This window comes from Sphingomonas sp. CCH9-F2, from assembly GCF_001556735.1.
In the GTDB taxonomy this organism is placed as follows: Bacteria; Pseudomonadota; Alphaproteobacteria; order Sphingomonadales; family Sphingomonadaceae; genus Sphingomonas; species Sphingomonas ginsenosidimutans.
In genome coordinates, this window is sequence record NZ_LSJO01000711.1 from 1 (window position 1) to 8,561 (window position 8,561).

Sequence of the window (8,561 nt, forward strand, 5' to 3'; positions counted from 1 at the left end):
GCGTGGTGGACTTGCCCGCGCCATTGCCGCCCAGCAACGCGGTGATGCTGCCCGGCTCGACCCGGAGCGAAAGCCCGTCGAGGACGCGGTGGTCGCCATAGGCAAGGGTCAGGTCCTCGATCAGGATCGGGGCCGGCGATGTGAAGGACATGAATACCTCGAGACGCGAATGCGATCTCCTTTGTAGCATCCGGCCGTTAGGTACAATGTATCATTACATTGCCTTGTGGGGAGGTAGCGCGGACCTGAGGCGGGCGGCCCCGGCCCGGACGCCGTTCAAAAGCCCGGTCGAACCGACATCCCGGAGCGCGTCGCTACCTCCGCTTGCAACCGCGCGACGAGGTCAGCAGCGACGGACAACAGATAGCCTATCGGTGAAGCGGCACGCCCCGGCTCGCCCTCGTGGAACCAGAAGCCCTTCATATAAAGAGCATAGTCGGCAGCATGCTGCATATTTGACGCATCACTCGTCCGCGAAGAAGTCCTCGTCCAGCCGCTTCACCGCGATCGTCCGGCTCACCCGAACGCCGACGCCATGTTCGATCATCAGCTCGGCAAGGCGCGTGCCGTCGATCAGGATCACCCGCTGCGGCAGATGGCGGACGAAGTCGATCGCGGGGGCGCTGAAGCTGGAGGTGGTGACGAACACACCCTTGGTCGCGCCGAAGCCGACCAGGCTGCCCACGAAGCCCTGCACGTCCGGCCGGCCGACCCCGATATGCGGGGCATAGCGTTTCGCCTGGATATAGATGCGGTCAAGGCCGAGGCGGTCCTCGTCGATCACGCCGTCGACGCCGCCGTCGCCGCTGCGCCCCAGGCTCAGCGCGGCGCCCTCATGGCTGCCGCCATAGCCCATCGCCACCAGCAGATCGACGATCGCGCGTTCGAAAAAGGCCGGGCTCTGCGCCAGCACGCGCTGGAGCAATTCCGTCTTTAGCGCCGCATGGAGCACGCCATGCGCGGCGTCGATCTGCTCCTCGGGCGTGGCGGTCGCGGTGGCGGCAGCTTCGGCGACCAACGCCTCGGCTGGCGACGCCTGCCCATCCCCGGCGTAGAATTGCGCGAAGGCGGGATAGGTCTTCAGCGTCTCGACGGTGATCGCCGCCGGCTGGGTCGCGAGCAGCGCCAGCCCTTCCGCGCTGGCGACGAAGCGGCCGCGCGCGGGGCTGTCGATCAGCCCCGCCTTCGCCATATAGAATTTCGCCCAGTGGATGCGGTTGTGCAGCACGCGCTGCCGCCCGCTGGGGAGCATCTCTTCGCGCTCCGCCTCGGTCAGGCCGAGCTGATCGGCGATCGCCGCCGCCGCATCGGGCACGCGCGTGACGCCGGTGGCGGCGAGGCGCAGGACCGGCAGCATCAGCGCCTGATAGTCGGGAATGGCCATGCGTCCCGCTCCCCGCTCAGCCCACGGCCTTGCGCGCACGCCCGCGCTTCGGCTTGGGCGCGGCGGCGCGTTCGGCGCGGATGCGGTCGAGCAGCACGCTCGCCGGTTCGTCATTCGGGTCCTGCGGCACCAGTTCGCCGCGAAACGCCTTGGCGAGGATCGCGGCTTCCAGCCGGTCGAGCAACGCGCGGGCGCGGGTTGCTTCGGCTTCGAGGCGGTCGGCGCGGGCGAAGGCGGCGTCGAGCAGACGGTTCATCTCGATCTGTTCCGCCATTGGCGGAAACGGAATGCCCAGCGCCTTCAGCTTCGTTCCATTGACATTCGCCTGCCCGACCTGCTGGCTCGCGACTTGCCCCACCCATTCGCGACCGATCGGCGAGTTAAGGTAGCGGGCTAGCAAGTCGGGCAATATATCGGCACATCGAAGACGTATCAGATACGACGCGAACGACGCGGGCTCATTGCCCCGATAGACGGCGGCTTTGCCAACTAGCTCGGGACTGTTCGTGCGATTGAACAGCACATCCCCGTCTATCAGAAAGAGCGCCGGAAACTCGTCATGGGACGCAGAAAGATATTTGAGTTTAGTCCAATCAAGGGCACCTCGCTGAATATTTCCCATCCTCAAAACGGGAACACCTCCAGCGTCATCCGTAGTCTTAGCGGACGTACCGTACTGAACCACCCCAACAAGTTCATCGACAGACGCCCATCGCCACGACGATGGTATGGTGATTTCAGGCCGCCACTCGACTGGCAGAGCAGGTTTACGCCGCCGCATACCTGCAACGCGCTCATATGCATCCTCCGTCTCAGCGGCTGGTGAGGCATACAAATTGTGCTCCCCACGCCACCGTGCCGTCAAATCACCGCGCATCGCAGCGACGACTGTAGACGCCCGCAAGTTGTCAGCGAGCGCGCTAACCCTCTCCAAGTCGACACGCGCCCGCCCGATGGAAGCGGTCAGCGCATCGACCTTCGCGACGATACGGCGCTGTTCGGCCAACGGTGGCACGGGAACAACGATCTTTGCCGCCTCCGCCGGGCGTGCGCGCATCAATGAGCCGCCGACACCCGAAACAGTAAGCATGAATTGGGCATGGAACACGTCCGACAGGACAAAGCGCCGAAGAAATTCCGGTTCGAGCGCGGAGTCTCTGAAAACGATCCACTCACCAGAAGCGATTTGTGGCCGATCTCCGCATTTTGACGGCACGACCCAACCCCGGCGGATATGCGGCACAATCTTACAGAGCAAAACGTCGTTCGGAAGCACCTTTTGCTTGGTGCTTCCGATATCCGCGCCCTTCGCTTGCTCGGGTTGATAAGCCGAATAGGATGGAACGCTGAACAGATCATACTCGACCTCCGGCGTTCGCCGAGGGTCAACCGTCTCGGTCTTACCTTGGCATTCCCCCAACGTCGTCTCAACCCACCCCTCAGGCAACGTCATTCCGCCACCTCAGCCGCGACCGGCTCTTCCGTCTCGCTCCCCAACTCAGTTACCAGCGCACCGATTTCTTCCAGCGCGGCCATCAGATGGCCTTCGATCGCCGCCGCGATGTCCTCGGGGGTGTCCAGGCCGTCCTCGGCGTCGGCGCTCGTGTCCTTGAGCCAGCTGATGTCGAGATTGTCGCCCCGTGCCTCCAGCGCGGCGCGGTCGAAGCGGCGGAAGCGGCCGGTTTCGCCTTCGTCCTTACGCTCCGCGCCGCCATGCGGATCATCGCCGAACGCCGCAACGAAGTCCTTGAAGTCCGCACGCTTCAGCGGGTTGGTCTTGCCATAAGCGGGCGCGCCCGCGCGCATGTCGTAGATCCACACCGCCTGGGTCGCGTCCTCGGCCGGGTCGGCTTCGGCCGAGCGGGTGAAGAACAGGACGTTGGTCTTGACCCCCTGCGCATAGAAGATGCCGGTCGGCAGCCGCAGGATGGTATGCAGGTCGCAGCGATGCATCAGCATCCGTCGCAGCGCCTTGCCGCGCCCATCGTCGAACAGGACGTTATCGGGCACCACCACCGCCGCACGGCCGCCGGGGGCAAGCGCGCGGATGATGTGCTCGACGAACGGCAGCTGATAGGAGGAGACGCGATCGGTGATGGTCAGATCGTCGCGCGTTGGGGGCCCACCCGCCGGACCGAAGGGCGGGTTGCTCAGGATCAGATCGGCCCGCTTGAACGGCGCCTCGCTGCCCTTGGGCGACAGCGTGTCGCCCAGCTCCAGATGATCGGGGTCGATCTTGTGGAGGTGCAGGTTCATCAGCAACAGGCGGAAGGTGTCGGGGACGTTCTCGACGCCCCGGAACGCCTCGCGAAGCTGGAACGCCTGTTGCTTGGGCGACAGCTCGAAATAGTCGTCGCTCGCCTCGCGCATGAAACGGTCGGCCGCGATCAGGAAGCCGCCGGTGCCCGCCGCCGGGTCCTGGATCACCTCGCCCGGCTGCGGCTTCATCAGCTCGACCATCACGTCGATCAGGACGCGCGGGGTGAAATACTGCCCTGCCCCGCGCTTGGTCTCCTCCGCCATCTTCTGGAGCAGGCCCTCATAGGCGTCGCCGAAGGCATCACGCTCGGCGGAAAACCAGTGCAGCCCGTCGATCGCGTCGATCAGGCGGCGCAGATTGGCCGGCTCGCGCACGATGGTCGAGGCGTTCTGGAAGATGGCGACGACCGAGCGATCGGCCACCTTGGCGGGATCGCCCAGGTCGATCAGCGCGCGCTTGTAGACGGTCAGTAGCTCTGCCTCATTCGCCGCCTTCAGCCGCGACCAGCGATAGCCTTCCGGAATGCGGCTCTCGTCCTTCTGCTCGGACGCCATCTTCAGGAACAGCAGATAGGTCAGCTCGGTGACGTACTGCTGATAGGTGATGCCGTCCTTGCGGAGCATGGCGCAGAGCCGCCACAGCTTGTTCACCAGTTCGGCGGAGGGGTTCACGTCGTCGTCGTCCTTGTCGTCAATGCAGGCGGATCAGGCCGCCTGGTCGGTATCGCCACGGCTATCCCAGATGGCGACGTTCAGGTCCATCAGCACATCGCGCAGGTGATGGTCGAACTCGCGGTCGATCGCGTCGAACCCGCCATTCTGGGCGAAGAGCGGGTCGGACAGGATCGCGGGATCGCCAACCGGCTGTTCCTTGAGCGCGCGGCCGATGCGTTGCAGCCAGCGGCGCTGGGCCGGCGTCCAGTCGCGGCTCGCCAGGATACGCTCGACCCCGCTTTCGACGCGCGTGGCATAGGGCACCAGCGGATCGCCGAGCGCCGCCTGCCGCACGAAGCCGATGATATGCGCGGCGATATCGGCATTGCGGACCCTGCCATAGGCGGCGCGGAGGTGGCTTTCGGAAAAGCCGTGCTCGTCCAGCAGGACGGCGATCTCCTTCAACTCGGCGCGGGTCAGGTCGCGCGGCCGCTGCGTCGCGGCGATCAGCGCGGGCACGACGTTCATCTGGCTGCGGACATAAGCCTCGAAGCTTTCGATATAATCGGCCGGGCTGGCATGATCGGGGAAGACGTCCTCGACGCCGATCAGTTCGTCGTCATGCCCCGAGATGAAGACGCCGGGATCGGTGCGCTCGCGCGGCCCGTGATCCAGGATATCGACCAGCGAGGGATGCCGCTCGAACAGCGCCAGCGCCTCGACGGGCGTGGCGTCGCGCAGGCGGTCGGGCAAGGCGTCGGGCGACCCCAGCAACTGCTCGATCCGCTCCCGCGCGGATGGGGCGAGCCGGGGCAGCCGCTGGCGCAGCTTCACCACGATCTGGTCGCGGACGAAGGCCTGATCCTCTTCGCCCGTCGCGCGCGCCAGGTCGCCGAGCAGCGTGGCGAAGCTTAACGCCGGATCGACCACGACGGGCCGCATATCGGTCACGTCCTGAAGATGCACGTAGAGATCGACCGCGTCGAAGATGCGGAAATGGGTCTTGCCGATCTCGTCGCAGCGTCGCGTCGCGCGGCCGATCATCTGGTCGTAGAGGATACGGCTGTTCACCCGCCGCACGAAGACCAGGTTGGTGATCGCGGGCACGTCGATGCCGGTGGTCAGCAGGTCGACGGTGACGACATATTTGGGACGCGGGTCGTTCTTGAACGCCTTGATCCGCTCCAGCGGGCGGTCGACGGTGCCGGTGATCTTCTCGACCAGCCCGCCGGGCAGCGCGCCATATTCCTCGGCCAGCGCCTTGGCGAGTTCGTCGACCAGAATGTCGGCATGGTCGTTGCTGACCGCGAAGATCAGCGTCTTGCCCGGCTGGTCGGGCGGGCATTCCTGCGCCACCGCCTGCGCCACCGCACGGTTGAACGGCTGGGTCAGCACCTTGCGGTTGAACTCGGCGACCTCGAAATCGACCTGATCGGGCAGCGTCATCAGCTCGATCTCGCCGGTCTGGCGGTCGACGATCTCGACCTCGTCGCCCGCGTCGAAGCGGATGCCGGTCTGGCTGAGCGCGGTGGTGATCCGACGCGGCGGACGATGGTCGATCAACCACCCGTCGATCACCGCCTGACGATAGCCGTAGCGATAGACCGGCAGGCCGAAGATCTGCGTGGTGTGCAGCGCGGGCGTCGCGGTCAGCGCCACCGTCGCGGCGTCGAAATAGTCGAGCACACGGCGATAGGCGGACAAGTAATCGTCGAGATTGCGAAAGCCGAGATCCTCTTCGCGCAGCTCGGCGTCGAGCGTGTAGCCGCGATGCGCCTCGTCGACGATGATCAGGTCGTAGGTGCCAGGCGTCGGCCGCATCGCATCGGGATCGTCGAACAGGCGCCGGATCATCGCCTGCACGGTCGCGACCTGCACCCGGTCGACCGCTTCCGGCAGCTTCTTCTCCAGATCGGCGACGTTGAAGACATCGCTGAACTTGAGGAAGCCGCTGGTGTCGGTCACGCTCATCGCGTCGAGAGTCTGGCGGCCCAGCGCGCTACGATCGACCAGGAAGAGGATGCGGCGGAAGCGATTGGCCCGCAGCAACTCGTACATTAGCGCGATGGCGAGGCGCGTCTTGCCGGTGCCGGTCGCCATCGCCACCAGCATGTCCCGCCGCCCGGCGCGGATCGCGTCCTCGACGGCCGCGATGGCATCGCGCTGGTACGGACGAAGGCCGGCGACGCCCAGTTCCTGCTCGGCGACATGCGCGTCGGCGGGCGGGATGGCCTGGGCCAACCGCTCTTCCAGATCGCGCGGACTGAACCATTCCGGCAGCGCACGCGGCACCGCACTCGGCGTGCGCGCGTCCCAGAACCAGATGCCCGATTTCGTCGCGAGCTGCTTTACATAGGCGCGGCCGTTGGTCGCGAACAGGAACGGCACTTGATAGCGATGCTCGCCATCGGTCCAGGGGCCGCCGAGGGGATATTCGTCGGGCGTCAGGACGATGTCCTGCGCATAGCGCCTGGCCTGCCCGAGCATTCCGGGGACGTCGGTCTTGCGCTTCTTCGCCTCGACTACGCCGACGCAGCGTCCGTCGATGAACAGCGCATAATCGACGCGTCCCTTCTTGGCAGGCCATTCGGCGATCGCCATCGCCTCGCCATAAACGGGCCGAGCGCCGGCGGTGTGGGTCAGCGTCTCGCTGTCGACGGTCCAGCCCGCCGCGCGCAGCTTGGCGTCGATGAGCACGCGGGTGGCGTCCTCGTCCAGTTCGACCTTCTCCGCCGCGCGCGATGCCGCAGCGGACAGCAGCTGCATGTCCTGCGTCGGTGCCGCCTGAGCCTCGGCGCGCACCGCGGCCAGCTCCTCGCGTGTCTTGGCCAGAGCGGCTTCGGTTTCCGCCGCATAGGTCTCCCAGAAGGCGCGTTGCCGCTGCTGTTCCTCGATCGACGCCGCCAGCCGTTCGCGTTCCGCCTCGGCGTCTTGCGCACGCAGACGCGCCTGCGCCTCCGCATCATGGCTGTCGGCCACCGCCTTGCGCAACTTCTCCAGCTGTTCGCGCAAAGCAGCATCGGCGTCAGCGGGCGCGACCGGCGGCACGAACGGACCGGGATCGAACGACGGCGCGTCCCGGTACGTGCGATGGTACCAGACACCGATCGCGCTCGCGAACTTCAGCGCATTCAGGGCATCGGCCGCGGAACCGCGATCCTCGTGCGCAGCGGCGTTCCCCCAGCGCTTGATCTGGAACAGCAGGTCAGCGACCTGTTGCGGAAAAATCCCGCGTGCCCTGCCCTCGCGCAGCAACTCGTCGAACGTCGCCGACGCCGAAGATGTCACGCCATGTCGCGCAACGATCTGCTTCGCCAAGGCTTCGCCAAACAGCCGCAGCTTCAGCAACGCCGCCGGCGGGTCGGAACGGAAATAGCTCTCGGCCAACGCGCCGAGCCGCGCCAACTGGCTGTCGCGCGCCGCCAGAAATCCGAAATTACCGCCCTGCTGCATCTCCACATCCGCTTGTTAGCACGGGCGACATCCTCTTCAATCATTCGCGAATGGCATAACCAAAGGAAATACTTGGGCGGTCTGGTGCCCATAAACTCCGACACGGAGGGTCAATCAGATCGGCAGCATGAAAAAGGGCGCTGGTGGCGCTGATCCGTACGGACGGATGAAGCTAAGGTTGTGAAAGAAGGGAAAAACGGGCGCGGCATCCGCCGGCTCGGCCGGTCAGAATTTTCGTCGTCGATCGATCCTGCCGGTCATCCCCACCCCGCATGTCCTCCCCCAGCCGCTCCGCGCGGCATGGGGGCAAGGACGCGCGCCTGGAGCACATTGCCTCCCAGTCTGCTCAACTGGATCAACTGGATCCGCAGTTCGCGCCGGAACATTGTTCACCTGTCCTTCCGGAAGGATTGGACGGCGTCCCCAACGTCGCGCTCGTGTTCGTCGACGATGACGACCGCTCCCTCGTCGCCGAACACTGCTGGCTCTGGCTGCCGCAGAGCGACGATCGCTGCCGGCACATCCCGGATGGCGACGGTTGGGGCGCGTACCGCCTCGACGCCGACCGGACGCTGCGTCGCCATCCACGCGCCCCGGTGCGCGGCGAAAGGACAAGGCAGGACGGCTATATCCGCGCCTATCGGCGCTTCGCCGACATCCTCGACAAGCAGAGCGCCAGCCGCGTCGTATTACCGCTGCGGGAGCAGCTGCGCATCGCTGCGTGACACCATTATCAGCCTCGTTGGCGCGTAAGGTGCCGCTGACGTGATGTCGTGGACGACCTCCGCACCAGCGTAGCTGTGCGATGATG

Annotated in this window: 6 protein-coding genes; 1 reads left to right on the forward strand and 5 read right to left on the reverse strand. The window is 65.8% G+C overall.

The genetic code is table 11. From position 1 onward, the window contains the following. The 5 genes from AX685_RS20235 to hsdR form a co-directional block, all read right to left on the reverse strand. On the reverse strand, positions 1 to 190 hold a 190-nt coding region (locus AX685_RS20235), incomplete at its 3' end, for an ATP-binding cassette domain-containing protein (RefSeq protein ID WP_443026270.1). 273 nt (positions 191 to 463) lie between these two features. Beyond that, on the reverse strand, positions 464 to 1,384 hold the full coding sequence (locus AX685_RS20240; RefSeq protein WP_066492061.1) for a restriction endonuclease: 921 nt from the start codon (positions 1,382 to 1,384) through the stop codon (positions 464 to 466). Positions 1,385 to 1,400: 16 nt separating this feature from the next. After that, the gene (locus AX685_RS21310; RefSeq protein WP_082741116.1) at positions 1,401 to 2,837 is read right to left on the reverse strand and encodes a restriction endonuclease subunit S; all 1,437 of its coding nucleotides are present in this window, start codon (positions 2,835 to 2,837) and stop codon (positions 1,401 to 1,403) included. Then, entirely contained in the window at positions 2,834 to 4,315 is a 1,482-nt protein-coding gene (locus tag AX685_RS20250) for a class I SAM-dependent DNA methyltransferase (protein WP_066492065.1), read from the reverse strand. The genes AX685_RS21310 and AX685_RS20250 overlap by 4 nt, the downstream gene beginning before the upstream one ends. A gap of 33 nt (positions 4,316 to 4,348) precedes the next feature. Beyond that, positions 4,349 to 7,750 carry a type I restriction-modification system endonuclease gene (hsdR, locus tag AX685_RS20255; protein WP_066492070.1) on the reverse strand — a complete coding sequence of 1,134 codons (3,402 nt, stop codon included), beginning with the start codon at positions 7,748 to 7,750 and terminating at the stop codon, positions 4,349 to 4,351. 272 nt (positions 7,751 to 8,022) lie between these two features. On the opposite strand from hsdR, the gene AX685_RS20260 reads away from it, so the two are divergent. Next, entirely contained in the window at positions 8,023 to 8,475 is a 453-nt protein-coding gene (locus AX685_RS20260; RefSeq protein ID WP_156445963.1) for a hypothetical protein, read from the forward strand. Positions 8,476 to 8,561: the final 86 nt, after the last annotated feature.

Excerpts from the sequence above, each read along its gene's own strand:
- AX685_RS21310 (WP_082741116.1), bottom strand. The coding sequence starts at position 2,837 with ATGACGTTGCCTGAGGGGTGGGTTGAGACGACGTTGGGGGAATGCCAA.
- AX685_RS20240 (WP_066492061.1), bottom strand. The coding sequence starts at position 1,384 with ATGGCCATTCCCGACTATCAGGCGCTGATGCTGCCGGTCCTGCGCCTC.
- hsdR (WP_066492070.1), bottom strand. The coding sequence starts at position 7,750 with ATGCAGCAGGGCGGTAATTTCGGATTTCTGGCGGCGCGCGACAGCCAG.
- AX685_RS20260 (WP_156445963.1), top strand. The coding sequence starts at position 8,023 with ATGTCCTCCCCCAGCCGCTCCGCGCGGCATGGGGGCAAGGACGCGCGC.